General features: G+C 67.8%; 24 protein-coding genes. 6 read left to right on the top strand and 18 right to left on the bottom strand.

Annotated features, from left to right (window positions below):
* Positions 1 to 165: 165 nt before the first annotated feature.
* The 7 genes from NV1_RS42415 to NV1_RS25610 form a co-directional block, all read right to left on the bottom strand.
* Positions 166 to 267 (bottom strand): 30S ribosomal protein bS22, encoded by a 102-nt coding sequence (locus tag NV1_RS42415; protein ID WP_003402602.1) that lies wholly within the window; start codon positions 265 to 267, stop codon positions 166 to 168.
* A gap of 295 nt (positions 268 to 562) precedes the next feature.
* A complete protein-coding gene (locus NV1_RS25635; protein WP_067896462.1) occupies positions 563 to 787 on the bottom strand; it encodes a helix-turn-helix domain-containing protein in 225 nt (74 codons plus the stop codon).
* Positions 788 to 979: 192 nt separating this feature from the next.
* Positions 980 to 1,789: a pyrroline-5-carboxylate reductase gene (gene proC / locus NV1_RS25630; protein WP_067896394.1), complete on the bottom strand. Its 810-nt coding sequence runs from the start codon at positions 1,787 to 1,789 to the stop codon at positions 980 to 982.
* Between the two features lie 50 nt (positions 1,790 to 1,839).
* Positions 1,840 to 2,655: a thioesterase family protein gene (locus NV1_RS25625; protein WP_373864654.1), complete on the bottom strand. Its 816-nt coding sequence runs from the start codon at positions 2,653 to 2,655 to the stop codon at positions 1,840 to 1,842.
* A 194-nt stretch (positions 2,656 to 2,849) separates the two neighbouring features.
* Positions 2,850 to 3,755 (bottom strand): sugar phosphate isomerase/epimerase family protein, encoded by a 906-nt coding sequence (locus tag NV1_RS25620; protein ID WP_067896391.1) that lies wholly within the window; start codon positions 3,753 to 3,755, stop codon positions 2,850 to 2,852.
* 15 nt (positions 3,756 to 3,770) lie between these two features.
* The gene (locus tag NV1_RS47235) at positions 3,771 to 5,672 is read right to left on the bottom strand and encodes an Rv0497 family membrane protein (RefSeq protein WP_067896388.1); all 1,902 of its coding nucleotides are present in this window, start codon (positions 5,670 to 5,672) and stop codon (positions 3,771 to 3,773) included.
* Positions 5,669 to 6,664: a Ppx/GppA family phosphatase gene (locus tag NV1_RS25610; RefSeq protein WP_067896385.1), complete on the bottom strand. Its 996-nt coding sequence runs from the start codon at positions 6,662 to 6,664 to the stop codon at positions 5,669 to 5,671. The genes NV1_RS47235 and NV1_RS25610 overlap by 4 nt, the downstream gene beginning before the upstream one ends.
* Positions 6,665 to 6,767: 103 nt before the next feature.
* Here NV1_RS25610 and NV1_RS25605 point away from each other — a divergent pair, with 103 nt between their 5' ends.
* Positions 6,768 to 7,634: a DUF3109 family protein gene (locus NV1_RS25605; RefSeq protein WP_245713917.1), complete on the top strand. Its 867-nt coding sequence runs from the start codon at positions 6,768 to 6,770 to the stop codon at positions 7,632 to 7,634.
* Positions 7,635 to 7,834: 200 nt separating this feature from the next.
* On the top strand, positions 7,835 to 8,161 hold the full coding sequence (locus NV1_RS25600) for a hypothetical protein (RefSeq protein WP_067896383.1): 327 nt from the start codon (positions 7,835 to 7,837) through the stop codon (positions 8,159 to 8,161).
* A gap of 272 nt (positions 8,162 to 8,433) precedes the next feature.
* Here NV1_RS25600 and NV1_RS43805 read toward each other — a convergent pair whose 3' ends face one another.
* Positions 8,434 to 8,589 (bottom strand): hypothetical protein, encoded by a 156-nt coding sequence (locus NV1_RS43805; RefSeq protein WP_157117360.1) that lies wholly within the window; start codon positions 8,587 to 8,589, stop codon positions 8,434 to 8,436.
* Positions 8,590 to 8,744: 155 nt separating this feature from the next.
* Here NV1_RS43805 and NV1_RS25595 point away from each other — a divergent pair, with 155 nt between their 5' ends.
* Positions 8,745 to 9,695: an SGNH/GDSL hydrolase family protein gene (locus tag NV1_RS25595; protein WP_067896380.1), complete on the top strand. Its 951-nt coding sequence runs from the start codon at positions 8,745 to 8,747 to the stop codon at positions 9,693 to 9,695.
* Positions 9,696 to 9,700: 5 nt separating this feature from the next.
* Entirely contained in the window at positions 9,701 to 10,984 is a 1,284-nt protein-coding gene (locus NV1_RS25590) for an acyltransferase family protein (protein ID WP_245713916.1), read from the top strand.
* A 122-nt stretch (positions 10,985 to 11,106) separates the two neighbouring features.
* On the opposite strand, the gene NV1_RS25585 is transcribed toward NV1_RS25590, so the two are convergent.
* The 9 genes from NV1_RS25585 to NV1_RS25545 all read right to left on the bottom strand — a co-directional run bounded on the left by NV1_RS25585 (position 11,107) and on the right by NV1_RS25545 (position 21,489).
* Complete coding sequence (locus tag NV1_RS25585) at positions 11,107 to 11,796, bottom strand: winged helix-turn-helix domain-containing protein (RefSeq protein WP_067667943.1); 690 nt, start codon at positions 11,794 to 11,796, stop codon at positions 11,107 to 11,109.
* Complete coding sequence (locus NV1_RS25580; RefSeq protein ID WP_067896376.1) at positions 11,793 to 13,067, bottom strand: sensor histidine kinase; 1,275 nt, start codon at positions 13,065 to 13,067, stop codon at positions 11,793 to 11,795. The genes NV1_RS25585 and NV1_RS25580 overlap by 4 nt, the downstream gene beginning before the upstream one ends.
* Positions 13,068 to 13,376: 309 nt before the next feature.
* On the bottom strand, positions 13,377 to 15,428 hold the full coding sequence (locus NV1_RS25575) for a CocE/NonD family hydrolase (RefSeq protein WP_067896373.1): 2,052 nt from the start codon (positions 15,426 to 15,428) through the stop codon (positions 13,377 to 13,379).
* Between the two features lie 82 nt (positions 15,429 to 15,510).
* Positions 15,511 to 16,251: a phosphoglyceromutase gene (locus NV1_RS25570; protein WP_067896371.1), complete on the bottom strand. Its 741-nt coding sequence runs from the start codon at positions 16,249 to 16,251 to the stop codon at positions 15,511 to 15,513.
* A 246-nt stretch (positions 16,252 to 16,497) separates the two neighbouring features.
* Positions 16,498 to 17,415 carry an ROK family protein gene (locus tag NV1_RS25565; RefSeq protein WP_067896368.1) on the bottom strand — a complete coding sequence of 306 codons (918 nt, stop codon included), beginning with the start codon at positions 17,413 to 17,415 and terminating at the stop codon, positions 16,498 to 16,500.
* A 275-nt stretch (positions 17,416 to 17,690) separates the two neighbouring features.
* Complete coding sequence (locus tag NV1_RS25560; protein ID WP_067896363.1) at positions 17,691 to 18,368, bottom strand: nitroreductase family protein; 678 nt, start codon at positions 18,366 to 18,368, stop codon at positions 17,691 to 17,693.
* Between the two features lie 39 nt (positions 18,369 to 18,407).
* Positions 18,408 to 18,905, bottom strand: coding sequence for a type III secretion system chaperone family protein (locus NV1_RS25555; protein WP_067896452.1), 498 nt, complete (start codon positions 18,903 to 18,905; stop codon positions 18,408 to 18,410).
* Positions 18,902 to 20,344 (bottom strand): D-inositol-3-phosphate glycosyltransferase, encoded by a 1,443-nt coding sequence (gene mshA, locus NV1_RS25550; RefSeq protein ID WP_174557479.1) that lies wholly within the window; start codon positions 20,342 to 20,344, stop codon positions 18,902 to 18,904. The genes NV1_RS25555 and mshA overlap by 4 nt, the downstream gene beginning before the upstream one ends.
* A gap of 320 nt (positions 20,345 to 20,664) precedes the next feature.
* Positions 20,665 to 21,489, bottom strand: a complete 825-nt coding sequence (locus tag NV1_RS25545) for an alpha/beta fold hydrolase (RefSeq protein WP_067896360.1) — start codon at positions 21,487 to 21,489, stop codon at positions 20,665 to 20,667.
* A gap of 89 nt (positions 21,490 to 21,578) precedes the next feature.
* Between NV1_RS25545 and NV1_RS25540 the strand changes: the two genes are divergently transcribed.
* Positions 21,579 to 22,322, top strand: a complete 744-nt coding sequence (locus tag NV1_RS25540) for an SDR family NAD(P)-dependent oxidoreductase (RefSeq protein ID WP_067896357.1) — start codon at positions 21,579 to 21,581, stop codon at positions 22,320 to 22,322.
* Between the two features lie 134 nt (positions 22,323 to 22,456).
* Here the strand turns inward: NV1_RS25540 and NV1_RS25535 are convergent, their stop codons facing one another.
* The gene (locus NV1_RS25535) at positions 22,457 to 23,722 is read right to left on the bottom strand and encodes a wax ester/triacylglycerol synthase domain-containing protein (RefSeq protein WP_169813397.1); all 1,266 of its coding nucleotides are present in this window, start codon (positions 23,720 to 23,722) and stop codon (positions 22,457 to 22,459) included.
* Positions 23,723 to 24,435: 713 nt separating this feature from the next.
* Between NV1_RS25535 and NV1_RS25520 the strand changes: the two genes are divergently transcribed.
* Entirely contained in the window at positions 24,436 to 25,632 is a 1,197-nt protein-coding gene (locus NV1_RS25520) for a cytochrome P450 family protein (protein ID WP_157117359.1), read from the top strand.
* Positions 25,633 to 25,719 lie beyond the last annotated feature (87 nt).

Raw genomic sequence — 25,719 nt, 5'->3', positions numbered from 1 at the left:
CCGAAAATCCCAACTGAACCCCTTTGCGGCCTGTCCCCGCGCTCCAGGGTAACGGGTTCCGCAGGCACCTGGAGAGGGTATTTACCAGGATCTAACGATGATTTTCGCCACCTGAAACGAAAGAACCCGCCATCTGTCGATGACGGGCCTGTCGATGGCTACAGCCTACTTGCCGAGTTTGCGGCGCTGCACCCGGGTGCGGCGAAGCAGCTTGCGATGCTTCTTCTTCGACATCCGCTTACGGCGCTTCTTGATCACAGAACCCATAGGGTTGTTCCTCGCGTTCTCTCTCTACTCGGCGCGCACGCCGGTTCACGTACGCTCTGTTCCCCGGGTCGCCCGGCCCGCATGGCTCCCGGTTTCCGCGCTCCCAATATTCGCGCTCACCGCTGCCTCGGCTCTCGGGCACCGGCAGGCGAACACGACGGTGATTCATCGTACCGGGCCGCTGACCGGCAAACGAAACGGGCCTCGCACCCGCCGCGCGTCCGAGCGGCGAGACGGGCCACGAACCGAAACGACCACTGCCCCGGTCACCCGGGGCATCGCTCCCGTTACGGGATCAACCCGCGTCGAAATACGAGGTCTGCAGATAATCGTGCACGGCCTTGGCGTGCACTCGGAACGATCTGCCGACCCGCACCGCGGGCAACTCGCCCGAGTGCACCAACCGATACACCGTCATCTTCGATACCCGCATCAGATTCGCCACCTCGGCGACGGTGAGGAACTGCGTCCCTCCATTGACCACGGGTCCCGTACTCGCAGAGCTGTTTCCAGACATCATTGCGTCACCGACCTTCGGCACGTCCGCGCCGCCGGCTTCCCCACCGGCGGAACAGACACGCACGTGCTCCTTGAAGCTTAGCGGGACCAGTGGGATTGCTGCGACGGGTGTGAGAAATCGGATTTGCCGGGCAGATAACCGGCCGGTCAGGCTACGGACGCGTGGCGTTCAATTACCTGCGCGAATCAGGGGTCACCCGTCGTGTGCCGCCGAGCGGTCACGCGCCGCGTTCAGGCCCTCGATGAACGCCGAGCGCACTCCGGCGCGTTCGAGCTCGCGCACCGCCGCGGCCGTGGTGCCCGCGGGCGAGGTGACCGCGGCGCGCAGTTCGGCCGCGTCCTGGCCGGACTCGTCCAGCAGCGCCGCCGAACCGAGCATCGTCTGCACCACGAGCCGAGTGGCCACCTCGCGGCTCAGGCCCATCCCGACGCCCGCCTCGACCATGGCCTCGACCACCAGGAAGAAATAGGCCGGACCCGAACCCGATACCGCGGTCACCGCGTCCATCTGGGATTCGTGCACGGTGACCACCTTCCCGACCGCGGACAACAGCTCGGACACCTGCTCGAGCTGCGCCGCGTCGGCGTGCCGGCCGGCCGCGATCGCGCTCATACCCTGGCCGACCAGCATCGGCGTGTTGGGCATCACCCGGACCACCGGGAATCCGGCGGGCAGTTTGGCCTCCAGACGTGCGGTGGTCACCCCGGCGGCCAGCGAGACCAGCACGCGTTCGCGCGCGTCATCCAGGTAGACCTTGCTCACCTCGGCGAGCACGCCGTCCACATCGCCGGGCTTCACGGCGACGACCAGCAGATCCGCACCGCTCGCGGCGTCGGCGACGGCGTCTGTGACCCGGATGCCGAGGCGCTCGCTCAGGAATTCCGCACGCGACGCCATCGACTCGACGACGACCAGATCCTTACTCGCCCAGCCGGATTCGATCAGACCGGCGAGCAACGCCTCGCCGATCCGTCCGCCACCGATCACCGCAATTCTCGTCATGGCGTCAAGGCTATCGGTGCCCCGCGACCCGGTTCCGGGCACGCCGTCGATCAGCGCGGGATGAGCGCGAGCTGGCGCGATTGCGCCACGACCGCACCGGTGGCATCCAGGACCAGCTGATCCTCGTCGAACATCCGCTCGCCGATCTCGTGAGCGGTGGCGATGACGCGCAGCCAGCCCGGGGCCGGGCGACGGCGCAGATAGGTGGTCATCTGCACGGTCGGGGCCCAGCCGAAGCGGCCCAGATTCATCGGCAGCGGCGGGCTCATATCACCGGCCATCATCGCGAAATAGGCCGCGACGTCCGGGTCCTGCTGGTCGCCCTCGCGGGCGCGGATCCACAGCCGCAGCCGCGGCTCGCCCTGTTCCTTTTCGAGGAAGCGGGCCCATTCGGGGTCCAGGGCCACCGAGGCGCCCTCGGAGACGTGCACCAGGCGGCCCATCGGCGAATCCGGCGTGTAGATCTGCGCGGCGGCGGGCGGTTCGGCGGGCATGTCGGTATGGCGGTCGGCGGTGTAGGCCGGGGCGTCGTCGTCGAGGTGACCGAAGGTGAACGCGGTGTGCACCAGCGTCCGCCCGCCCTGCACCAGGCCGGTGTCGACCAGGCAGATCTGCCGGCCGGTCTTGCGGATGCGGACCTCGTACTCGACCTCGCCCGCCTCGGGCGCGCCGAGGAAGTCGGTGCTGGCCGCGATCGGGAACATCTCGGACAGATCGGGCGCGGTGGCGCGCAGCCGGCGGGTGGCGGCCGCGGCGCTCGCGGCGACCATAGTGCCGCCGTGCAATTTACTGCCAATGGTCCAGATCGGCTCGATCGTGCCGTGGTAGCGACCGATCTCCGGGTCCCGGCCGGGCAGTTCGGTCAGTGCGCACACCCGGCTGAAGGGTGCGTCATCGAGATCCGGCACAGCTCCACTGTCCGATCGTTCGGCATCGATGGCCAGTTCCGTCACCGCCGCTCCTTCCCGCCGCATGGCTCGTACACCGTACAAGTGTTACCGCAGGCGCCGCGATTCCCGAACCGGATGTGACCAACTCACCATCGCGGCATCGGCGCGCGCTAACTTCCCCCGACGCCGCTGGGTTCCGGGGAGGACGCCGGTTCGTGGCGGTTGAGATGGGTGTGCGCGAAATCCAGCGCCCGCTGCAGCATGGCCGCGCGGGCCGCGGTCGTGCGGGCGTTCTGGGTATTCGCCTCGATGACGACCTGCCCACGAAAGCCGTTGCGCGCCAAGGTTTGACAGACCAGCGCACACGGCTGCGTCCCCTCACCCGGAATCAGGTGCTCATCGTGCGCGGCACCGCGTCCGTCGGCCAGATGCAGATGAGTCAGCCCCTCGCCCATGCGTGCGGCGAGCTGCATCGCATCCATACCTGCGGTCGCGGTGTGCGACAGGTCGAGGGTGTAGTGCTGGAAACCGGTATCGGTCGGGTCATAGGACGGGCTGAACGCCGTCACCGACAGTCCCGGCCCGCCCCGGCGCTCGAGCCGCCGCACCGACCCCTCGCGCCGCCCGAACAGACTGTCCGCGCGCATCGGGAACATATTCTCCACCGCCACCGCCACCGGACTGTTCTGCTCCAACTCGGCGACCTGTGCGGCGAATCCCTCGGCGTACCGGCGCTGCCAGCGGAACGGCGGATGCACCACCACGGTCGCCGCGCCCAGCGCCTCGGCGGTGCGCACACTGCGGTCGAGTTTCGCGGCCGGCTCCGCGCCCCAGACCCGTTGGGAGATCAGCAGACACGGCGCGTGCACGGCCAGCACCGGCATCGAATAACGTCGCGAATACTGCTGCACGGTGGCGATGCTCTGACTGGCCGGCTCGGCCCAGACCATCAATTCCACACCGTCGTAACCGATTTCGGCCGCATAGCGAAAGGCCGCCTCGGTGTTCTCCGGATATACCGACGCGGTCGACAATCCGACCTTGACCCCGGTCGCCGGCGAGTCTCTGTTGCCCACGTGCTCACTCCCGAATCAGTTCGTACTGAGCAGGAAAGCCAGTGGCCCGAGCGTCACGAAAATGCCTACGACGACCGCGATCACCGTGCTGTACATATCGTCGGTGCGCCGCAGCACCCGTACCAGCGCCACCAGTCCCAGGATCACCACCACCGCCAGCGCCAGCGCGACGAACGGCAGCAGATCCCACATCTTCTCGAAGCCCTTGAACAGCAGCATTCCGGCCACCGCCGCCCCGACGACCTGACCGGCCAGCACCAGCCACTGCCGGCGCTCGGATTCCTGACCACCGCCGAAGCTCAGCCACTGCGGCCGATCGCCCTGCAGCAACGCCTTGGAGCGAACACTCAGCGACCGGTCGCGCGAGGAGCGCCCCGGCGAGCGACGAGCCCGGCGGACCGGACGCTCGTCGAAATCGTCGTCCTCCTCGTCCTCGTCGTCGAAGTCGAGCAGGTCCTCCTCGTCCTCGTCGTAATCGAGGTCGAGATCGTCGTCCTCGATTGGATCGAAATCGGGGCCGACGGCGGGGTAGATCTCGGTGCGGCCGTGCACATCCACGGCCAGCAGATCGGTCACCGGCCGGACATCGCGAGGCAGCGGGTCGGAGGGCAGCGGCCGGCCGCCGCGGCGGTAGTCGAGATCCTCGCGCGGATCACCGACGGGCCCGGGGCCCGGCTTGCCCTGGTTGGCCAGGGACCACACCGCGGTCGACGGAACCTCCGCACCGTTGCGGGGCGGTTCGCCGCCGTTGCGGTCCGGGGGCGGCGGGAAGTCCGCGGGCGCACGCCGACGCGCCGACCAGGCCGGCAGGCCACCGGGCGGAGGCGGACCGTCGGCGCCGTTGCGTCGCCCCATCCGCGGGGCCGGGCCGGGCTCGCCGCGGTCGAGGTCGGGTGCGCGGCCCGGCTGCGCCATCGGCTCGGGGCCGCGCGGCGGACCCCACCCATCCGGGCCCGGAGAGAACGAATTACCGTTCGGAGCAGGAGAATTCGGTCCGGGAGCGAAAGCGTTGGCGCCCGGCCCGCGAGAGTCCGCACCGGGACCGAAGGGCGGACCACCGGGCCCGCGGGAATCCGGTCCGAACGAATTCGGGCCCGGCCCGCGAGAGTCCGGGCCGAACGAATTCGCGCCGGGCCCACGGGAATCCGGCCCCGGAGCGAAACCGTTGAGACCGCGGGAGTCCGGGCCCGGCGCATAAGCGTCCAAACCCTGCGGCCCGCGGAACGGCTGCACCTCGGTCAGCTGCTCATCGGGTTCGCGGCGACGCCTGCGCCCGCCGCCACCAGGCGAGGGCACTTCCGGAACCGGGGCCGAACCGAATGGATCGGCGTACGAATCATCTTGTGCGGCAAGTGATTCGGCTAGTTCGCGACGAGCCCGGCGACCACCCGGTGTCGGCTGGGCGGCACGGGGACTGCCGAACGGATCGGCGGATGCCTCCCGCCCGTTCGGTTCCGGCGCACGATACGAGCGATCCACCCCCGGCGAACCGAAATCGGTTGCGCCATAACCCGATCCCAGGTCCGATGAGCCGGACTCGTAACCACCGGAACCGAAGGAGCCGACCCCGAAACCGGTCGACGAGTAACCGGGCGACTCGCTCGGCGAGGAACCGCTCGGCGCGAGCGGGTCGTAGAAGGCGATCGGCCCCGACAGCGGCGAATAGTCCGATTCCGGCGTCGCGGAATAGGCGAGAGCGGGGTCCGGAGATGGCGGCGCGTCGTACCCGGCGGGCTCCTCCGGGGCGGCATGGGAGGAACCGCCCTCCCGCACCACGGGCATATCGCCGGTGAACTCGTTGACCCCGATACCGCGGCCGCTGCGCCGCCGGCGGCCACCGCCGCCGGAGGCGGGCGCGCCCTGGCCGTTGCGGGCCAGCAGCTCGGCGACCGAGAGCTGAGTCGAATCTTCACTCATCGCAAAACCGTTTCCGTCGGGCCCGGCACATCCGAGGACCGGCCGTTACCGGTCGACGGATCGCTGTCCAGGTCGGTATCTAGTTTGCGCAGGATCAATCCCTCCCGCAGCGCCCATGGGCAAATCTCGAGAGTATCCAGCGATAACGCACGCATACCCGCCTCCGCGACCAGTGCGCCGGCCACCAGTTGCTGTGACCGATCGGAGCTGACGCCCTCCAATTCTGCCCGGTCCGAGGCCGTCATTCTGGAGATGAACGCAATCAGCTGCCGCAGACCGGAGATGGTGAGAATACGCCTCTCCCGGGGGCCCGCGGCAGAGGGGGCGGCGCCGGTGAGCCGGGCCAGTGAGCGGAACGTCTTCGAGGTGCCCACCGCCAGATCCGGACGACCGGGCTCGAGCAGCTGTTTCGCCGGGGCCACCATCTCGGCCTCGAGCCAGTCGCGCAGCACCGCGATACGACGCTTACCCGGCGGGTCCTCGCGCAGCCACTCCCGGGTCAGCCGGCCCGCGCCCAATTGCAGCGACAGCGCGACATCCGGGGCCTCGTCCGCGCCGTTGCTCAACTCGAGTGAGCCGCCGCCGATGTCGAGGTTCAGGATGCGCCCCGCGCTCCAGCCGTACCAGCGGCGCACGGCCAGGAACGTCAGCCGAGCCTCGTCGACCCCGGACAGCACTCGCAACTCGACGCCGGTCTCCCGGCGCACGCGCAGCAGCACCTCTTCGGAGTTGGTCGCCTCGCGCACCGCCGAGGTGGCGAACGGCATCAGCTGAATGCACCCGGAAGTCTTTGCGATGCTGGCGAATTCGGCCACCGTCGCGATCAGCCGATCCGCGCCCGCGCCGGTGATGCGACCGTTGTCGTCCATATTCTCCGACATGCGCAAGGTGGCCTTGGTCGAACTCATCGGCATCGGGTGCCCACCCCGATGCGCGTCCACCACGAGCAGGTGGACGGTATTACTTCCCACATCGAGCACACCGAGCCGCACAACAACACGGTACTGGGTGGCGCTGTGACGTGTCGGAATACCGTTGGTACTCGGTACCCGGCCGGTCCGTGCGAACCGCCGCGGGAGCAATACACTCACACCTGTGACGGCAGGAGCTTCCGCGAGCGCCCCGACGGGGCTGCGACCAGCGACGAAGATCGACCCCAGCCCCGAGGTCGGTCTCGACTTCCCGCGCGAGTGGATCGAATTCACCGATCCGGCGAACGACGAGCACACCATCGCGGCCGACCTGACCTGGTTGCTGTCCCGCTGGACATGCGTCTTCGGCACCCCCGCCTGCCAGGGCATCATCGAGGGCCGCCCGGATGACGGCTGCTGCTCGCACGGCGCGTTCCTGTGCGACGACGACGATCGCAAGAAGCTCGCCAAGGCTGTGAAAAAGCTCACACCGCAGGATTGGCAGCTGATGGGCGAGGCCACCGACGCCGACGGCAAGGTGCGCAGGAAGCTCTATCTGGAAGAGGACGAACTGGACGACGAGCCGGCTCTGCGGACCCGCCGCTACGAGGGCGCGTGCATCTTCCTCAATCGGCCGGGCTTCGAGGGCGGGATCGGCTGCGCCCTGCATTCGATGGCCTTGCGCACCGGCGTGGAACCGCTGACGGTGAAGCCGGAGGTGTGCTGGCAGTTGCCGATTCGCCGCACCCAGGACTGGGTGGACCGCCCGGACGGCGTGCAGATCCTGCGCACCACACTGACCGAATACGACCGTCGCGGCTGGGGACCCGGCGGCGAGGACCTCAACTGGTACTGCTCCGGCTCGCCCGACGCACATGTCGGCTCACGGCCCGTGTGGCAGTCCTACGCGCCGGAGCTGATCGAGCTGATCGGCCGGCCCGCCTACGACGAGCTGGCCCGGCACTGTAAACGTCGCGAGGGCCTGGGCCTGATCGCGGTGCATCCGGCCACGGCGCGGGCACAGCACGGAGCCGAGGAGCGCACCGCCTGAACCAGTCCGGCCGCCGATGCGACGCGGGACATCGGGTCGGACAGATCTGTCCGACCGAGCAATCCTCGGGCAAAACAGCTTTCGGACGGCCGATCAGCTGCTCCCGACACTCGCGAGCGGGTGGGCGGCGCCGGGAGCGAACCCTGCGCGACACCCTTTCGCCATGCGGATGTCATCTTTCGATGTTAGAAACCACCGCCATGATGAGGAAACTGATCACCACCGCTCTGCTCACCGTCGCCGGCGCCGCGATCGTCGCCCCGGCCGCCCACGCCGACGACACCCGCGACTACAACGACGCCACCTCGAACTTCGTGCTGTACACCGACCCGGCCGCGATCAACGCCAAGGCCAACGGCAAGCAGGTCGTCGCCAGCATCTACGGCACGAGCCACCCGATCTACTGCAAGGGCGCGTCCCCCAAGGGCCCCTTCACCGACTGCATGCAGCACGACGACTTCGGCTGGTTCCACCTGAACCAGACCCAGCTTCCCCAGATCGGCACCGTCTGGGTCCACCTCACCTAGAACACCGCCGCGAGATCCGTGACGCCCGACGTTCCCGGTGATCCGGGAGCGTCGGGTGTTCGCGTATCGCCCTGGCTCGGAACATCGTTACCGACAACACATTCCATCATCGAGCGAGGTCCCGGACCATGGAACCGCCGTCTTGTAGCGATCCAGGTTCCGAGATGCGATATATGGACTATGAGCACGTTGAAAAAGGCTTCCAGCGCAATACTGTTCGCCACTTCGGCGATCATCGGACCGGTTGCGCTCGCCGGTTGCGACAATTCCGGTCACGGAACCGCGCCGAGCACCACGACCACCGTGGCGCCGACGGCGCCTTCCTCGGCATCTCCCACGAGCGCCACGGCGACCAGCGCGCCCCTGGTCCCGGCCTCGTCGGCCCCGGCCGTCGCGCCGCCACCCCAGACCGCGCAGCCGCAGGCCACCGAACCCCAGGCTCCGCAGCCCCAGGAGCCCCAACCCCAGGCTCCGCAACCCCAGGCTCCGCAGACTCATCCGCAGACCGCCGCGCCGAAACCCCCACCGACACTGTCGGATCCCGGCTTCACTCCGCGAGCCGGTTACTGAGGCGCCACGCACGATGCGAACGAATATCTTCACCGCGGCCCGAGGCCGCTTCGGCGGCGCCCTATTGGCCGCCTGCGCAACGGTGCTCGCCGTCGCCGTGAGCGGCCCGGCCCGAGCCGACTCTCCCGCCGACAGCTCCGGAGCACACCCGTCGGGCAGTGAATTGGTCGTCATGGGCGACTCGTACACCGCGAACGGCATTCGCCTGGACGGCGATTCGCGAGATTGCAACCACGGCCCGACCGCGTGGCCGATTCAGCTGAGCCGGCTGATGGGGATCGCGGGTACGCGGGATTTCGAGGACGTCTCGTGTCCGGGGGCGTCACTGCAGAGCCACACCGCCTACGACATCGTATCGGAGGCCCGCATCGCCGCGGCCGCGGGCGCGTTCGGTCCGCGAACCAAGGCGGTGGCCCTCCAGTTCGGCATGAACGACACCTGGGGGACCAGCAAGACGATGCTGTGGACCTCGATGGGACCGTGCATATTCAACTTTCGCGACGGCTGCGGCCCCGAGGCGGCGGCGCAGGGCCGGCTCGCCGATTTCCGAGCCATGACCGGGCAGGCGTACGCCGACCGGATCCGCGAGGTCGTCGACTACGTCCGCTATTACGCGCCGAATGCGCGCATCATCCTGGTCGGATATCCCGAACTGTTCCCGGCGCACTCGACGACGGTCTGCACCAGCGTCCTCGGTATCGGCACCATCGTGCAGGACCGCGGCGCCGGACTCGTGGACTACCTCGACCGGTTGCAGCAGGCCCAGCGCGACGCCGCGAAGCTGTTGGATCTCGAATTCTTCGACACCCGCGCGATCACCGCCGGGCACGGCCTGTGCTCGCCGCAACCATGGCTGAACGGGTTCTTCGACCCACGGGCCGACTTCGTCGGCATGCCGTTCCACCCCAGCGCTCAGGGGGATTCGGTGACGGCGCAGGCACTGTACCGCCGGATCGCACAGTGACCCAGGTGCAGTCACCGCCTGTGCACACCCCGGCGGCGGCTCCGCGACGGCACTCGGGGCGTCTGCCGTCGCTGACCGCCGCTCGGTGGTGGGCCGCCTGTGCGGTCTTCGCGGCGCATGCGCTGATTCTGTTGCCGGTCTACCCATTTCAGAAGACCGAACTGTTCCGGCGGATCCACCAGGACTTCGTGCCGATGCAGTTCGGCGCGGCCGGAGTGACGTTCTTCTTCGTGCTGTCCGGGTTCATCATCTACTGGTCGGCCGGACGCGGCGGTTCGGCGCGCAGCTTCTACCGCCGCCGGGTGCTCAAGATCTATCCGACGCACCTGATCACCGCGGCGGTGTTCATCCTCGCCGCGAGCGTGCCCCTGCACCGCGTGGTGGTGTGGTTGCCGAACCTGCTGCTGGTGCACAACTGGGTGCCGAAGTGGAGCACGGTCGGCGGGCTCAACGTGCCGTCCTGGTCGCTGTGTTCGGAAATGCTGTTCTACCTGAGCTTTCCACTGCTGTTGCCGCTCGTGCGGCGCATACCCTCGGCTCGGCTGCTGTGGTGGATCGCGGGCTTGCTCGTATTCGTCCTCGCGCTGCACGCGGCCTACCTGATCGCCTTGGACGGCCCGACCGCGATCGGCAATGCGTTCGCGCCGCGCCTGGTCGGCGGTGATGTGTCACCGCACGCCGAGCTGCACGCGGCCCGGATCTGGTTCGAGCAGCCGGATATCCCGGTGCTGCGCTCGTACTGGTTCAGCTACAACTTTCCGCTCTCGCGGCTGCCGGAGTTCTACGTCGGTGTGCTGACCGCCCGAATGGTGATCGAAAACCGTTGGCGCAACACGCGATTGACCCTCCCACTGCTCGCCGTGGCACTGTCCTACCTGGCCACCTGGGTGGTTCCGGTGGACTTCAAGATGTCGGCGCTGGAAGTCGGTCCGATGGCGGCGCTGATCGCCACGCTGGCCGTTCGCGATGAACGCGGACCGTCCGCTCGCACCCCGTCCAGGCCGATGGTGTGGCTCGGCGAGATCTCCTACGCCTTCTACCTGATCCAGTTCCCGATCATGGTGCTGGTGACCAGGTTCGTGATCGGCGGTCACCGATTCGGGCTGTGGGGCTGGCTGGGCTGTGCGGTCCTGTGCCTGCTCGGCTCGATCGTCGCGGCGGCAGCGATCTACCAGCTGGTCGATCTGCCCCTGATGCGCCGTTTCGCGCGGCCGCGCACGAGGACTCCGGCGGCGTCGACCTCGGCCGGACCCGGCTCCACCGGCTCGGCGCCCGACGGTTTCACCTGACCTGGAACCGCCGCCCGACGCGCAGCACCCGACGTTCCCGAAGATCCGGGACGTCGGGTGTTCTTCGTTTCACGGCCGGTCCGAAGGTGCCCGGCAGGCCCGCCGCGACCGTCGCGGCGAGCTCACGCCTCCAGCTTGTAACCCAGGCCGCGCACGGTGACCAGATGTTCTGGTTTGGCCGGATCCATTTCGATCTTCGAACGCAGTCGCTTGACGTGCACGTCCAGGGTTTTCGTATCGCCGACGTAATCCGCGCCCCAGACCCGGTCGATGAGCTGCCCGCGGGTGAGCACGCGACCGGAGTTGCGCAGCAGATATTCGAGCAGATCGAATTCCTTGAGCGGCAGAGTGACCGGCTTGCCGTTGACCTGCACGGTGTGCCGGTCCACGTCCATGCGTACCGGGCCCGCCTCGAGCACGGCGTTCTCGCTGCCGCCGTCCATCTCCTCACCCGCACCGCGCCGCAGGACGGCCCGGATCCGGGCGATCAGCTCCCTGGACGAATAGGGCTTGGTCACGTAGTCGTCCGCACCCAGTTCCAGGCCGACCACCTTATCGATCTCGCTGTCGCGGGCGGTCACCATGATCACCGGCACACTGCTGCGGATGCGCAGCTGCTTGCAGACGTCGGTGCCACTCATTCCGGGCAGCATCAGGTCCAGCAGGACGATATCCGCACCGGAGCGGTCGAACTCGGCCAGCGCGGAAGGTCCGTCGCCGACGACGGTGACCTCGAACCCCTCCTTGCGCAGCAGAAAGGCGAGCGGATCGGCCAGCGACTCCTCGTCCTCGACGATCAGCACACTCGTCATCGGGTTGCCTCCACACCGTTTGGTCTGGCTCGCCCCGGGGGGCGTGAGCCGGTTTCCTTCTTGCCCGCCGGAGATCCCGGCGGGATTCTCTTGTCCGCGGCGGCGGCCGCTACGGCCCCGCCGCGGGCACTGTGATCCTCGATCTCGACCGCGGGAATGCGCAGTGTGAACGTCGAACCCGTGCCCAGCTTGCTCCACAGCGTGATTTCGCCGTTGTGATTGGCCGCCACGTGCTTGACGATAGCCAAGCCCAGTCCGGTGCCGCCCGTGGCGCGCGAACGAGCCTTGTCGGCACGGAAGAACCGCTCGAAGACGCGTTCCTGATCCTCCTTGGCGATGCCGATACCGCGATCGGTGACCGCGATGTTGACATGGTCGTTGCGCAGCGCGCGGCTCACGGACACGTGCGAGCCGCGCGGGGAGTAGTTGATGGCGTTCTCCACCAGATTCGACAACGCCGTGATCAGCAGCGTCTCGTCGCCGAGAATTTCCAGCCCGCTGTTGGAATCGGTGCTGACGGTGATTCCGGCGGCTTCGGCGGCGGTCCGGGAACGTTCGATCGCGGCGTTCACCACGACGTCCACCTCCACGGCCTCGAGCTGCGGCAGCTTCTCCGCGCCCTGCAGCCGCGACAGCGCGATCAGCTCGGTCACCATCTTGCCCATCCGCCCGGATTCGGCCAGCAACCGATTGCCGAAGTGCCGCACCGAATCCGGATCGTCGGCCGATTCCAGCAACGCCTCGGCGAGCAGGCTCATCGCGCCGACCGGCGTTTTGAGTTCATGGCTCACATTGGCCACGAAATCGCGGCGAGTGGCCTCCATGCGGGCGGTCTCGGAATCGTCGTCGGCGAACAGCACGACGAAATTGGATTCTCCGCGCGAGAGCGGCCGGGCCATCCCGCGCACGGCGATGCGGCCGCGGCCGGGCACCGGATTCTTCAGCGTCAGATCGAATTCGACGTCGTCGCCGCTGGAGATGACCCTCTCCACCGCCGCCCAGGCGCGCTCGTCCAACAGGCGATTGCGGACCACACCCAATTCCTCGGCGCGCGGATTGACCAGCACCACGTCGCGGTATTCGTCGACGACCGCGATACCGCTCTCGGAGGTGAGCACGATCAGATCGAGCACCTGGGACATGGTCAGGCCACTCTCGGCCTCGCGCCGCTGGGCCTGGCGAGCATTCACATAAGGAATGAGCAGCCCGCCCACGGCCAGCCCGACGACGGCCGCGAGAACTGCCAGCAGCACGGCCTGCGGAACGCTCACAGGTGAATCGTACGGTCGCGGACCGACACGGCGAGTGCCGGACGGCTAAGTTTCACGCAGGTCGCAGGGCATTACGACGGTGTTAGCCAGTCGTTCACGCGGTGTTTATCGGCGAGTCGGCCCGCACCGGCCGGGCCGGTCCCCGCGCCATCGCCGATCCCGCGACCACATTGCGTTGCGGCACCGCGCATCTGGGGAATGCGCGAAGGCCACTCGAACTCGCCCGTCCGCGCGGCCGGCGGCTGTGACGAGCCCGGCGGGGTGCGCCACTTGTGAAGTTTGCCTCTTTTTCGCCGAAACGGAGTCCGTTCACCAACCGTCGTCGCCGCGCACGGGAACGTTCACGAAACTCGGATTGCGCGGGTCGAGCTGCACATGTTCGGGTTTCACGCCGGTGTCGACCAGCATCGGCAGAATCGGCAGGCCCTTGGGGAAATTTCCGGCGAACACGTCCACCCGCAGGCGATGCCCGGGGGCCAGCACCGCCCGAGTGGCGGGCAGCGCGATGTCCAGGGTGGTCGGCACGCCCGGCACGGTCGGCTGACGCCGGTCCAGCGAGGTATAGGCGCGCGGATCGGTGTAGTCACCGTCGGCCGAGCGCGAGCTGTGCGCCGCGTCGACCTGTCGCAGCGAGGCCATCAGCTGACCCGAGGACAGCACCGTCGACTGCCCGTCGGGGGCGACGTCGTTCAGCGTCGCCACCCAGTACCCGTCCGCGGCGTCCTGCACGGTCTCGAGATGGAGGGCGAGCGGGCCGGAAATCGTGGTCGCGCCCGGAACCGGCGCACTGGTGAAGGTCAGTGCGCCGGTCTCGGCGATCCGGGCGTCCTTACCGCACGCATCGATCACCGCGAGCACACCCGCGGTGGCCTGTGCGGCATCGTTGGAACACAGCGTGGTCAGGCCGGGCGCGACGGTCAGCCTGGTGGATTCGCCGGTGGGTGTACCGCTCAGCGATCCGTCGTACACGCTCGACGCGGTTCCACTTCGGTTGGCGGACAAGTACATTCGGCGATATTTCGCGGCCTCCTCGGCCGGCGCGGACGGGCCGAAACCGCCCTGGGTGACCCAGCCGCCGCCCTGTTCGCGCAACGTCACCGGACCGTAGCGATCGACACCGTTGTCGATTCCCTTGAGCCACTTGTCGAACCACGCGCGCTGCAACACGTCCAGCCGCGGCGGCAGGCCCGGCCTACCGGATTCGCTACCCGAGTTGAGGTGATAGGTATTGCCCATCAGCAGCTGCTTGTGCCCGGGCGCGAGCGGAATCTCGTTGTAGATCTTGGATTCCGAATAGGTGAACAGATCGTGCCAACCGCCGGTGACGAAGGTGGGGATCGCGATCCGGCTCGGATCACCCAGCCACGCTTTGCGTTCGCTGGACATATCGGTGAGCATCCGGCGCACCCGGGGATCCAGATCCTGCATGCGCGTTCGGGTGTAGGCGTTGATCAGCACGTCCATATAGGTGAACGGGTCATCGATGCGGTCGGTGAGCCACGTCGTATCGAACTTGCCGGTCACCAGCGACTGCAGATCCGGCACCCACTTGAGGCCGTTGATCGCGCCGAGCCACAACGGAATGAAGTTGAATCCGAAGCCGCCGCCCGGTGCGAGCACGTCGTCCACCAGATCGCTGCCCGGCACCACCGGGAAGATCGCCTTCAGCGCGGGCGGATGCTTTTCGGCAGCCTGCACCTGGTTGATACCCGAGTACGACAGCCCGTTCATCCCGACCTTGCCGTCGGACCAGGGCTGACGCGACGCCCAATCGATCGTCTCGACGGTGTCCTGCTGCTCGCGTTGGCGCAGCATATCCCAATCCCCTTGGGAGAAACCGGTTCCGCGCACATCGACCACGACCTGCGTGTAGCCGCTCTCGACCAGTTCGCGATCCACCGAGAAGTTGCGCAGTTCGCCGCCGCCGAGCGCCTTGGTCAGATCGGTGACGCCGGACAGCGGGGTGCCGGACAGATCGATCTGCCGGAACAGGTTCAACAGCGCATCGGACAGTCCCGGAACGGAATTCGCGTGGTCGGCCAGATTCGACACCAGTTTGGTGTACGGGGTCATGTTGAGCACGACCGGTGTTCGCACGTCGATCGGGCGTCCGGCCGGGTCGGCGGGACGGTACACGTTGCCCTTCAGCACCGTGCCGTCGCTCATGGTGATCGGCACATCCCAATCGATGTGGATGTTCGGGTACTGCTGCGGACCGTCCTCGGCGGCCGTCCAGGCGGCGCCCGCGGCGCCGCCGTCGGGCCCGGTCGGCTCGGGCGCCGCCGAGGACGTTCCGGTGAAGAACGGAAGTGCCAGGGTCGCTGCGGTCAGCACCGCCGCAGCACGGAACGCGTACTTCATCGGACGTGATCCACCTCTCGATCGAACGAAACGAGCGAGAGTTTAGCTACTGGCTAGTAAGTTGCAAACAACCGCTAACCCCTTATTTGGCGGCGCCCTGGCTCGCCACCGCCGCCGCACCCGCCGCGGCCGCCTCCGGATCCAGATACTCCCCCGGACCGATCGGACGCAGGTTCTCGTCCAGCTCGTAACGCAGCGGGATGCCGGTCGGGATGTTCAGCCCGGCGATGTCCTCGTCCGAGATGTCCTCCAGATGCTTGACCAGCGCGCGTAGCGAATTACCGTGCGCGGCAACGAGAACCGTCTTGCCCGCGCGCAACTGCGGGGCGATGTCCGACTTCCAGTAGGGCACCATCCGGGCCACCACGTCCTTCAGGCATTCGGTGGCCGGGGCCTCGATACCGGCATAGCGCGGATCGCCGTCCTGGCTGAATTCGCCGCCCGCCTCGATCGGCGGCGGCGGGGTGTCGTAACTGCGCCGCCACAGCATGAACTGGTCGTCGCCGTACTTGTCCCGGATCTCGGCCTTGTTCTTGCCCTGCAGCGCACCGTAGTGCCGCTCGTTGAGCCGCCAGTCCCGGATCACCGGAATCCAGTGCCGATCGGCCGCGTCCAGCGCCAGATTCGCGGTGCTGATCGCCCGCCGCAACAGCGAGGTGAACACGATATCGGGCAGAATCCCCCGCTCGGCCAGCAGCTCCCCGGCCCGCCGCCCCTCGGCCGCACCCTTCTCGGTCAAATGCACATCCACCCAGCCGGTGAACAGATTCAGGGCATTCCATTCGCTCTCGCCGTGGCGCAGCAACACGAGGGTGTACGTCATGCGGCCATCGTAGCGGGGGGCTCACCCGCCTCTCCGCGGCTCATCCGCCTCTCCGCGACTCCAGCGTGCCGTCGGGCGCGGGGAGACTTCGGCGTCGGGGCGACGGTTCGGTGGTTGGTTACCTTTCGGTCGTCCCCGGTGAGTTACCCATGTTCCTGCGAAATCAGCAAGCGACTTCTACGTTGCGTGAGTAGCCCGTGCTTCGCGTTTCGGTCCGACGGCCGGGTGCCTACTCGGGCTCCGAACCTACGTCGACGGGTCGGTCGTGGCATCAGGTGTGATCTGCTCGGTGGCCAGGACTGCCGCGCCGACAAGGGTTGCGCCGTTGTCGATTTGGGAGTGCACGACGCGCAGGTCGCGCAGGAAGCCGAGGCGGGCGTGCTCGGCTATCGCGGCGCGCATCGGGTTCCACAGGGGCTCACCGGATTCGGCGAAACCGCCGCCGATGACGACGCGGTCGATGTCCAGGAGGGCGGCGGCGGACGAAATCGCCTGGCCCAGAGCGGTTCCGGCGCGCTCGAGGGCGGCCAGGGCGATCGCGTCGCCGCCGTGCGCGGCCTGGGCGAGTTCGATGCCCGAGCGGCCGGTCCAGCCGTGATCGCGGGCCCAGCGCACCGAGGACATTCCGCTGGCCACCGCCTCCACACAGCCGATACCGCCGCAGCCGCAGCGTTCGCGGGAACCGGGCACCACGATGTGGCCGACGTGTCCGGCGTTTCCGGTGCGGCCGAGGGCGACCTTCCCGCCGGAGATGAACCCGCCGCCGATCCCGGAGGACACCGTCATGGCCAGGCCGTCACTCACCCCGCGCAGCCCGCCGATGTGATATTCGGCCAGCGCCAGGCACGCACCGTCCACCGCGAGCCGGACCCCGGCCCCCGGGAACAATCCCCGCACCGCGTCCACCAGCGCGAATCCGGAACTCCACTCCGGGATATTGAGCGGGGAGGTCGTTCCGGCCCGCACATCCACCGGCCCCGCGGCCCCGATCCCGACCGCGGCGACCCGCTCCTGGCCCACCACCTCGACGAGCAACTCCCGGCACGCATCCCACACCCCCTCGCGCGGCACCGCGATCTGCCGCACATCGCGCACCTGCCGCCCCGCGCCCACAACCCCGGCGGCGAACTTCGTCGCCCCGATATCCAAAGCCACACCGATCACAGCCCGAAATCCTCGCATCCGCGACCCGTTCACCGCACCCGAACCGCACCGTTATCGCTGCGCGGCCCAGCTGCCCACACTGCTTCCGAGCCCCGGCCGAGCAGACCCGTGTCCACCCTCCTCGGCTTCGACGCGGGCGTTACCGGCCGATCATTCGAATCGCGTCATCCTCTCGAACCGGAAACGCGGCAGCCGCCGTGGCGCGGCGGCTGCGCGCGAAATACCGGCGCGAGGTCCGGCCACCGCGACGCAGCATCCGGCCGCACCGGCACGAATCAGGCGGTGAACTCCGGGCCGTCGAAGCGGTCGAGGGTGGTGAAGTCCTCGACGGCGGCTCGGCGCAGTTTGGTGGGGCGGCGGACGGGGTGGCCGAGGGCCAGGGCGGCGGCCACCGCGAATTCGTCCGGGACGCCGAGCAGGGCGCGAACCTCGGCCTCCTGCCGGGTGAGCATGGTGGTCATGACGCCGCCCAGGCCGCGGTCGCGGGCGGCCAGCAGGATGTTCCAGGCGAACGGGTAGATCGATGCGCCGCCGACCAGGGTGTACCGGTCCAGGTCGCGGTCCGAGGCGGCGAGTGCGCGCAGATCGGCCAGCAGCACGATCAGGACGGGCACCTCGTGCAGTTGTTCGGCGAACGCACCCCGCTTCGCCGCGCTGGCGGGCGCGTCCCGCAGCGCCCGTGCCTCGGCCTCCCGGTCGGTGACCGGAGCCCACGCCACCAGCCCGGCCCGGCCCATTGCCAGATATTCGTCCCACCCCGGCAGATACAGATCCCGCAACCCGAGCCGCACCCGCGGATCCCGCACCACGACCGCCCGCCACCCCTGCCGGTTACCGCCGCTCGGCGCGAACCGGGCGTCGTCGAGAATCTCGTAGACCGTGCGGTCCTCGACCGCCTCATCGGTGAATTCCCGAACCGCCCCCGTGGTCCGCATGACATCGCTGAGCTCCATACCGCCCATTGTCGTCGTCGATCGGGGTGGTCCGGGAACTCAGGGCTCTTCGGCGTCCACCAGATGTTCGAAGGCGCGCAGGTTCTTCAGCGACTCACCCCGCGATACACGCCATTTCCATTCCCGCCGAATCGATTCCGCGAAGCCGAGTTCGAGCAGGACATTGAAGTCCCCGTCGACGGCCTCGAGGATCTGGCCGAAGATCCGGTCCAGTTCGTCCTCGGTGACCGCGTGCGTCGCGATCCGGCCGACGAGATAGATGTCACCCACTCGATCCAGGGTGTAGGCGACGCCGTAGAGGCGGCGGTTGCGGCGGAGCAGGAATTTGTAGACGCCCTCGAAATTCTCGTCCGGTTTGCGGCAGACGAACGATTCGATGCGCACCCCGTGCCTGCCGACGGTGAGCATGACCGAGGTCTTCAGCTTGCGTTCGCCGGGCAGCACCACGACGAACGTCTCTTCCCCGCTGCGGGTGTACTCCACCTCGCGATCGCGCAGCGTCCGCTCGATCAGCTCCGCGGTCTCGACGGTGTTCACCTGTGCACCACTCCCGTCCGTCGCCGCCACAGCGGGCGCGACCTGGTCTGATTGCCGTCGAACAGTACGGTACCCGCGAGCCGCGAGCGCACATTCCGGTGACTCCACAGCGCCTCGCCGTAACTGTCCAGCAAACCCTCGGCTGTGTGTTCCCAGGAGAATTCGGCGGCATGTGCGGCGGCCGCGACGCCCATGTCGCGCAGACGTCGCGGATCGTCCAGCATCGAGCGCAGCGACCCGGCCCAGTCGCCGATCCGGTGACCGGATACCAGCAGACCCGAAACCCCGTCGCGCACAGCGGTTCCCAGCCCGCCGACGTGCGCGGCGAGCACCGCGGTACCACTGGCCTGCGCCTCGATCGCGACCAGGCCGAACGATTCGTTGTAACTGGGCACCGCGACCACGTCCGCGGCGCGGTACACCTGCACCAGTCGCTGCGGGGCCTGCGGCGGCAGGAAGGTGACCCGATCGGCGATGCCGAGCGAGGCGGCGAGTTCGATCAGCGCGTCGGGGCGTTCGAGTCCGGAACCGGACGGGCCGCCCACGATCAGCACCCGCAGCGCGCGGCCGGGTTCCGCGCGCAACACCTGCGCGGCGGCGTGCACCAGCACGTCGGGGGCCTTGAGCGGCTGGATCCGGCCGACGAAGGCAACCACCTGCTCATCGGGCGAAATGCCCAGCTCGGCGCGGGCGGCGGCCTTGTCACCGGGACGATAACGCGCCAGATCCGCGCCCGGCAGCACCACGTCGATGCGCTCGGGGTCCGCGCCGTACAGCTCGACCAGTTGCCGGGCCTCCTCGGCGGTATTGGCGATCAGCCGATCGCTCTCCTCGACGAGCTGATGTTCGCCGATCTCCCGGGCCTTCGGTTCGGGTGCGTCGCCCTCGGCGAGATAGGCGTTCTTGACCGCGGCGAGGGTGTGCGCGGTATGCACCTGCGGCACCCGCCAGCGATCCCGCGCCAGCCAACCGACCTGCCCGGACAGCCAGTAGTGCGAGTGGATGAGGTCGTAGTGGCCGGGCAGCTGCCGGGCCTCCTGCCGCAGCACCTCGGCCGCGAACGGGCACAGCTGGGTGGGCAGATCGTGCTTGTCCAAGCCCTCGAACGGGCCCGCCACCACGTTGCGCACCAGGACGCCGGGAGCGGCCTCGACCACCGGTTCGTCACTCGAGGAGGTCGCGCGGGTGAAGATCTCCACCTCGACCCCGCGGCGGGCCAGCTGAATCGCGGTCTGCAGCACGTAGACGTTCATCCCACCCGCATCGCCGGTGCCCGGCTGCGCCAGCGGCGAGGTATGCACCGACAACACGGCTATCCGATTCGGCCGTAGGTCCGTACGTTGACTCACCACCTTTCCAGTGTGCACGTCCGGTACCGCCTGCCGATGCGGGCCGGACCACCAAGTGAGAGTCGTCACAATACGTTTCCCGGTATCCATCGCTCGGCGGACCGCTGCGCCCGCCGGGCCGGGCCACCACCGGCCAAGTCGAATCCACAGGGGCGCAATGTATTTCACAACCGGCACGAATGCGGTCCGGGCACAAACCCGCAGCGCGGCCTGCATCGGTATGCGATCACCCACACCAGACCGACGAGACCGCGCACCACAGGGTTCAAATCCGCGCCCCGGAAACATCGGTCACACCGGCATCGAACCGGACATTCGCGCGGGCCGCGACCGGATCGAACATCCTGAATACGAAAAAAGTTGCGGCGGTTGGCGTTTATTCCGACCGCATCGAGCGCGGCGATGGCATTTCAGTCGAGCGAATCGATGAACTCGGTGACCTCGGCCACGAAACGGTGCGGATCCTCGATGAACAGCCCGTGCTGTGCGCCTTCCCAGTAGGACGTGCGCACGTCCGGGGCGGCCTCCGCGATGTAGCGGCCGTTGTCGACGGGCACCACCGGATCGGCGGTGCCGTGCAGGACCAGCACCGGGACGTCCAGGGCGCGCAGCATCGCGGTGTTGTCGACGGTGCGGTAGAACAGCGCCTTGCGCACCCGCGGCGGGGTGGACAGGCTGCCGCCGAACAGGCGTTGCGCATCGCCGCCCTTGTCCCGCGCAGTACCGGTGTTCGCGCTGCCGAAGGCCGCGAATCCGCGCATCGCCCTGCCCGCACTCGCCTCGAACACGTCGGGAATGGCCTTCCGCATGGCCGGGCCGGGTTCCGCGCCGGGAACTCCGCGCCCGATCCCCGCCTGCGACCCGCAGTACACCACGCCCGCAACCGCCCCCGTGCCATTCGCCGCGAGATAGTCGCTGAGCACGATTCCGCCGTAGGACCACCCGAGCAGCACCGCCCCGGTCTCGACATCCTCCGCCGCCAGCACGGCCGCGACGTCAGCGGCCCAATTCGCCGGATCGTCGTAGCCGCCCTCGGGCGCATCGGAATATCCGTGCCCTCGCAGATCCACCGCGATCACCCGATACCGCCGAGCCAACTCCTCACCGGCAGTCCCCCAGTTCCGCAAATTCCCCGCCCACCCGTGCAGCAATACCAGCGGCCGCCCGCCCGCGGGCCCACTCACCCGATAGACGATCCCGACCCCGTCGGCACTGACCACTTCCCGAATACCCATAGGGCGAGGTTAGCCAGCCCGCCGCCACGGCCCCTCGGCTGGACAGCGGTCGTGATGCCCGGCTGATTGCGGGCACATAAGCTTCGGATATGAGTACTCGTAGTGCTGTTGTCACCGGGGCCAGTTCGGGGATCGGTGAAGCCACCGCGCGTGAGCTGGCGAAACAGGGGTTCCACGTGTACGTGGGGGCGCGACGGGTGGATCGGCTCGAGCAGCTCGCACAGGAGATCGGAGGGACCGCGCTGGCGCTGGACGTGACCGACGACGAGTCGGTGCGGACGTTCTGCGATGCGGTGGAGCGGGTCGACGTGCTGGTCAACAACGCCGGCGGGGCCAAGGGGCTGGCCACGGTGGCCGAGGCGAATCTGGACGATTGGCGGTGGATGTGGGAGACCAACGTGCTGGGCACGTTACGGCTGACCAAGGCACTGCTGCCGAAGCTGATCGCCTCGGGTGACGGACTGATCGTCACCGTCACCTCGATCGCCGCCCTCGAGACCTACGACAACGGCTCGGGCTACACCTCGGCCAAACACGCCCAGGGCGTCCTGCACCGCACCCTGCGCGGCGAGCTGCTCGGCCAGCCGGTGCGGCTCACCGAAATCGCCCCGGGCGCGGTGGAAACCGAGTTCTCCCTGGTCCGCTTCGACGGCGACGCCGAGCGCGCCGCCAAGGTCTACGAAGGTATCGATCCGCTGCTCGCGCAGGACATCGCCGAGATCATCGCCTTCGCCGCCGGCCGTCCGCCGCACGTCGACCTGGACACGATCGTCGTCAAACCGCGCGACCAGGCCGGGCCCGGCCGCTTCGCCCGCAAGCCCGCCGCCCCGTAGCTGCAGCGTGCTCCCCGCCTCCCGCGCCTTCAGCGTGTCGTCGGGTGTCCCGAGGCTTGCGCTTCGCGCCTTCGACGGGAACGCCGAGGTCGACACGCGCTCCGGCGCGAACGAGAGCGGACCCCGGCCTGGGACTAGCTCGGCATCGTCGCGTTGGTCTGCCATGAGAGCAGGGTCTGTTCCCACTCACGGTGTATTTGGTCGAGGCCGGAGAATCCGGCGTCCGCTCTGAAGCATGCGGTGGCACTGTCTCCATGGACAAGGAGAAGCACGCTCAGCGGAAGGCCGCCGAGGGTGGTCGTGATCGGATCGATCGCGGTGACGGGATCGCCGTGCAGCGCGAGGGGATGACGCAAAACGACATTCGACACCGAGGCCGGAGCACGTCGTGGCGTCGAGATAGCGGAAAACGTTGTTCGCATGAGCCATCCGGGCGTGCTGTCGAAGTTGCGGCGCATCGCTGCCCGGACCGTCGGCGACTTCAACGGTGCGGTGGCGCGGGTGGTGCTGGTCAGCCGTTGGTCGAAGGGGAGCAGCGCCCCCGGCAGTCTGAGGTAGGGGGTGGCTGTCCTGTTGCCCGCCAGGGCGACCTCCTCCGGGCGACGGACATTGGCCGACACCAGAAACGGTATGTCGGGCAAGTCGGCACTCCCGCGGATCTCGCTCTGCCAGCGGGCGAGCGCTTGGGCGAGCGCCGCGACATATACGTCATTGCGGGTGCAGCCGGAAGCGCGGGCGACGGAAGTGAGCGTGCTGGTGGGCACGCGGCTCCACGCGAATCCGACTTCATGGGTGGCCCGGCACCCGGGCACGTCCCAGGCACCCAGGCTCCGAAGGCTCTGCAGATCCTTCGAGGCGCACTGCACTCGCGTGCGGGCCGACGCGCGAGGGGATTGGGCGAAACCGTGATATGCCGCCGACGATTCACTCTCGGGGATACCAGGTGCGAACAGCGACTCCAGTGTTCGAAGCATTCCCGCACCGTCTTGTACGCCGTGGTGCACCAGATACAACAGGGCGTATCGATCCGGCGCGTAACCGCGCAGCAACCACATCCGCCAATGTGGAGCGTCCTCCGGCAGCGGAGCTTTCGCCAGCTCGACAACGACCTGCTCCAGATTTTCCTGGGCGGGCACAACGTGCTCGACAACATGGCTGGTCAGGTCCACCTCGTCGGCGACCGTCCAATGCCGGGCTCCCCGGGGCATCCATACAGCCAACGCCGGCACAGCAGCGAGCCGGGTAGCGATGTAGTCCCGGATGTCACCGAGGTGGGGCGGTTGCCCGTCGAAGTGAAGAACTGCGCCGATATTGAGCTTGATTTCGGGAGAGTCTAAACCGCGTAGTGTCCGATCCATTGCCGTTGCGGGCATGTCGAGGGCGTTCCGGAGTGCGCTCATTGTGCAGATTCCTTCAATTGTGCGGCTTCGGCGGCTGCGAGGAGGGCGTGAGCGAACATCGCCGGGGTGATGTGCCGATACCAATGCTGCCAGGTACGGACCTGGCAGTGGCCCAAGCCGCATTATCCTTGACACCCCGAAACATCCTCGACCACAACATCACCCAGCACCCGCCCCATCCATGACGAGATCAACCATCCTGCAGCACAACAAAATACAAGAGTCGTGTCGGCACTCCAGCCGCCAACCTCGTTGATCCTCTGGGACACAAGGAGATCACAGCCGTCATCCCTTCACGATATTGCGAACCGCTCGACCATATCGGAAGCCGGCCGCACCGTTGCGGTGATCGATCGACTATCACGCTCGCGGAACGACTTGTCTACTGCACCGGAGAAAGAAATCAGCGGCCCGAGCAGCCCCGACCAGGTCGTCGCCGCCGGGAAAGCACGCCATCGATACCGTCGGGCCTGCACCGCCGGGTTCGGCGTTCGACGCTTCGAATCTGCTGCTGCCGATGCGGCACAGCAGGATTGGCACGAAATATCGCTGGACAGTATGCTTCTCGAAGTAGCAATAGTTGTTCGGCGGCGGAAAGCAGGGATGTGCGGATCACCGCGTCCCCAGAACACACCAACATCCGGAGTGCCTTCTTGAGTACGACACAGCCCCGACCGGACACCCCGACCTGTCCGGTCGTTCACGGCTCACCGATGACTTCCGCAGGTCCGAGGGTTCCGCTGTACTCACCGGAATTCGCCTCGGATCCGCACCGCACTTACGACGAAATGCGAAGAAAGTACGGCTCTTTGGCTCCGGTTGAGCTGGCGCCGGGCGTGGCGGCCACGCTGGTGGTCGGGTATGGCGCCGCGCTGCGAATCCTCAACGATCCCGAACACTTCCCTGTCGATCCACGCACCTGGCAGCAGAACATCCCGGCCGACTGCCCGGTCCGGCCGCTGATGGAGTGGCGGCCCAACGGGACTCGAAACGACGGAGCAGCCCTCCTGCGCTACCGGCAGGCAATCACCACGAGTATCAATGCGGTAGATCAGTATGCTCTGCATGCCACCGTGGAGAAGGTCGCCATCCCGCTGGTCAACACCTTTTGCCAGGCCGGTGCAGCCGATCTGATCAGCCAGTACGCACTCCCGCTCGCATTCGCGGTCGTCGATTCCATGCTCGGCTGCCCACCGGAGATCGGACAGCGGGTCGCCGCAGGCATGGCCGCGATGCTCGAGGGGATCGATGCCGACGAAGGCAACAAGATGATCGCCGAGGCGCTGCTGGAACTGGTGGCCCTCAAACGGACGCATCCGGGCAACGACATCACCTCGCTACTGCTGCAGCATCCGGCCGAGCTCGATGAACTGGAGATGATCCACCAGCTGACCAGCTTCTACGGCGGCGGGATCGAACTGGAACAGAACCTGATCTGCAATACCCTGCTGCTGATCCTCTCCGACGAACGCTTCGGAGGAAGTGTCCTCGGCGGGACCCTGTCCACTCGCGACGCACTGGACGAAGTCCTGTTCGACAACCCGCCGCTGGCAAATCTCCTCACCACCTATCCCCGTCAGCCGGTCCTCATCGACGAGGTCTGGCTGCCCGCGCATCAACCGGTCGTCATCAGCATGGCCGGTTGCAATAACGACCCCGCGATCCGGACCGAGAATCGGACAGGCAATCGCTCGCATCTGGCGTGGGGCATCGGCCCACACGCCTGCCCCGCGCAGTCGCTGGCCTACCTGATCGCTCAGGACGCGATCGATCAGCTCCTCGATGCGCTGCCCGAGATCCAGCTGGCCATACCAGCTGATGCACCGACCTGGCGGCCCGGTCCCTTCCACCGCGCCTTGGCGGCCCTGCCGGTCACCTTTCCACCCTCTGCTCCGCTGAACGAGTACTGAGCATCTCGCGATCTCCCCGCGCGCCGGAAGCGACTACAGCCCTCGGTCTGGGCCGGGCCGGTCAGATCGCCCTCTTTCGCCCGCACA

The organism is Nocardia vaccinii NBRC 15922 (genome assembly GCF_001613305.1).
GTDB lineage: Bacteria > Actinomycetota > Actinomycetes > Mycobacteriales > Mycobacteriaceae > Nocardia > Nocardia vaccinii.
Note: the sequence above shows the minus strand (reverse complement) of the source record. Positions and strands in the feature narration are given on the sequence as shown.

Coding starts and splice junctions, on each gene's coding strand:
- NV1_RS25540 (WP_067896357.1), top strand. CDS start 21,579: ATGAGTACTCGTAGTGCTGTTGTCACCGGGGCCAGTTCGGGGATCGGT.
- proC (WP_067896394.1), bottom strand. CDS start 1,789: ATGACGAGAATTGCGGTGATCGGTGGCGGACGGATCGGCGAGGCGTTG.
- NV1_RS25600 (WP_067896383.1), top strand. CDS start 7,835: ATGATGAGGAAACTGATCACCACCGCTCTGCTCACCGTCGCCGGCGCC.
- NV1_RS25585 (WP_067667943.1), bottom strand. CDS start 11,796: ATGACGAGTGTGCTGATCGTCGAGGACGAGGAGTCGCTGGCCGATCCG.
- NV1_RS25520 (WP_157117359.1), top strand. CDS start 24,436: ATGACTTCCGCAGGTCCGAGGGTTCCGCTGTACTCACCGGAATTCGCC.
- NV1_RS42415 (WP_003402602.1), bottom strand. CDS start 267: ATGGGTTCTGTGATCAAGAAGCGCCGTAAGCGGATGTCGAAGAAGAAG.
- NV1_RS25635 (WP_067896462.1), bottom strand. CDS start 787: ATGATGTCTGGAAACAGCTCTGCGAGTACGGGACCCGTGGTCAATGGA.
- NV1_RS25560 (WP_067896363.1), bottom strand. CDS start 18,368: ATGGAGCTCAGCGATGTCATGCGGACCACGGGGGCGGTTCGGGAATTC.
- mshA (WP_174557479.1), bottom strand. CDS start 20,344: ATGGATACCGGGAAACGTATTGTGACGACTCTCACTTGGTGGTCCGGC.
- NV1_RS47235 (WP_067896388.1), bottom strand. CDS start 5,672: ATGAGTGAAGATTCGACTCAGCTCTCGGTCGCCGAGCTGCTGGCCCGC.
- NV1_RS25570 (WP_067896371.1), bottom strand. CDS start 16,251: ATGACGTACACCCTCGTGTTGCTGCGCCACGGCGAGAGCGAATGGAAT.
- NV1_RS25595 (WP_067896380.1), top strand. CDS start 8,745: ATGCGAACGAATATCTTCACCGCGGCCCGAGGCCGCTTCGGCGGCGCC.
- NV1_RS25535 (WP_169813397.1), bottom strand. CDS start 23,722: ATGAGCGCACTCCGGAACGCCCTCGACATGCCCGCAACGGCAATGGAT.
- NV1_RS25575 (WP_067896373.1), bottom strand. CDS start 15,428: ATGAAGTACGCGTTCCGTGCTGCGGCGGTGCTGACCGCAGCGACCCTG.
- NV1_RS25545 (WP_067896360.1), bottom strand. CDS start 21,489: ATGGGTATTCGGGAAGTGGTCAGTGCCGACGGGGTCGGGATCGTCTAT.